Below are 1,819 nucleotides of genomic sequence, written 5' to 3'. Positions count from 1 at the left end.
ATCCAGTAACGGGCGAACGGCTTGCCGCCGTGCGCACAGACGCTCTGGGCGATCTCGTTCTCGTGATGGGGGAAGGTCAGGTCGACGCCACCGGCGTGGATGTCGATGGTCTCGCCAAGGTGGGTCTCGCTCATGGCCGAGCACTCGATGTGCCAGCCGGGTCGGCCGCGACCCCAGGGGCTGTCCCAGCCGGGCAGGGTCTCGTCCGAAGGCTTCCACAGCACGAAGTCACCGGCGCTCTTCTTGTAGGGCGCCACTTCAACACGCGCCCCGGCCAGCAACTCATCGGGATCGCGGCCGGAGAGTGCGCCATAGGCGGGGAAAGACTCCACGTTGAACAGCACGTGGCCTTCCGCCTCGTAAGCATGACCGCTGGCGATCAGGCGCTCGATCATGCGGATGATCTGGGGGATGTGGTCCGTCGCGTAGGGCTCGACGTCGGGCGGGGCCACGCCGAGGCGTGCGAGGTCTTCGTTATAGGCCTTGGCGTAACGGCTGGTGATCTGTCCGATCGGCACACCCGCGGCGGCGGCCGCGTTGTTGATCTTGTCGTCCACGTCGGTGATGTTCCGGGCGTAGACCAGCGTCGGGTAATGGCGCCGGATAAGGCGTGCCAGCACGTCGAAGACCACTGGCGGCCGGGCATTGCCGATGTGGATGTAGTTGTAGACGGTGGGCCCGCAGACGTACATGGTCACCCGCTGCGGATCGAGCGGCTTGAACTCTTCCGTGAGGCGCGACAGGGTGTTGTAGAGCTTGATCGGCATCGGGGATCCGTGGACGGGCGCGGCGGGCGGCCGGTCGGAGATATTAGCAAGCCCGGCCCGGCGTGCGTCGTACGCGCGGGGCGGAATTCGGTTGACATGACAATGTGAAGGCTATCGCCGCGGTTCTAAGCGTGGATTCAGCGTGAACTTGATGAAATGCATCCGTAGGCGCTTTGTGCGCCTGGCTGGAGGTTCTCCTAAATGTCTCGCCTGCTCATCCCCGCGATCATCCTCGCGGTTTTTGCTACCGGTGCCAGTGCTCAGGACGGTCGTTACGGCCCGCCTCCGGGTCCGCCGCCCGGTCCGGCCCAGGGTCCGGACGACAACACCCATTTTGGCTGGGCCGACGTCCTGCGCGTCGATCCGGTCTATGGCGTCGCGCGTATCGAGACGCCCCGGCAGGAATGCTACGACCAGCCCGTCGTCCGCCAGGAGTCCAGCGGTAACTCCACCGCCGGGACCATCCTCGGCGCCGTCGTCGGCGGCGTGCTCGGCAACACCGTCGGCAAGGGCGACGGCCGCAAGGCTGCCACCGTGGTCGGCGCGGTCGCCGGCGGCGCGGTTGGCAACAACCTCTCCCATCAGGGCGATCGTACCTACCAGGGCACGGAAACCCGCTGCCGCGACGTCAGTTCGGTCTCCGAGCAGCGTCGCATCGCAGGCTACGACGTCGAGTACCGTTACCGCGGTGAGGTCTATGTCTCGCGTTTGAACTACGACCCGGGCGAGCGTCTCCGCGTCCGCGTGAGTGTTGCGCCTGCCGACTGAATCGGCGTTTCGCTTGATGCAAGTTGGGAAGGCCGCGAGTGATCGCGGCCTTTCGTTTTTTTGTGTGCGGCGCGCGGGCTCTCCTTCGGCCTCGCGTTGCGCTCGCCGCTCGCGGGTGAGTCGCACGAGCCGGCGGGTATCGCCCTCGGGGCCACGCTCCGGCGACCCGCTAGGGAAGGGCCGCGAATCGCGGCCGTTTACTGATTGCCCTACGGGCCGGGTCGGCGCCCCACCGGCGGTTTCCGACTCGACATCCTGTCTCGCGAAAACGGTCGGCCGTCCTG

2 protein-coding genes are annotated in these 1,819 nt (G+C 66.6%); one reads left to right on the top strand and one right to left on the bottom strand.

Annotated elements, in window-relative coordinates; translation table 11 throughout:
* The coding region (locus tag AC1DYM_RS22950) for a cysteine--tRNA ligase (RefSeq protein WP_477342352.1) at positions 1–767 on the bottom strand (767 nt) is incomplete at its 3' end.
* Positions 768–968: 201 nt separating this feature from the next.
* Here AC1DYM_RS22950 and AC1DYM_RS22945 point away from each other — a divergent pair.
* A complete protein-coding gene (locus tag AC1DYM_RS22945; RefSeq protein WP_477342350.1) occupies positions 969–1,535 on the top strand; it encodes a glycine zipper 2TM domain-containing protein in 567 nt (188 codons plus the stop codon).
* Positions 1,536–1,819 lie beyond the last annotated feature (284 nt).

The organism is Luteibacter sp. P1_D3 (assembly GCF_056406135.1).
This window is presented reverse-complemented; position numbering and strand designations above follow the sequence as displayed.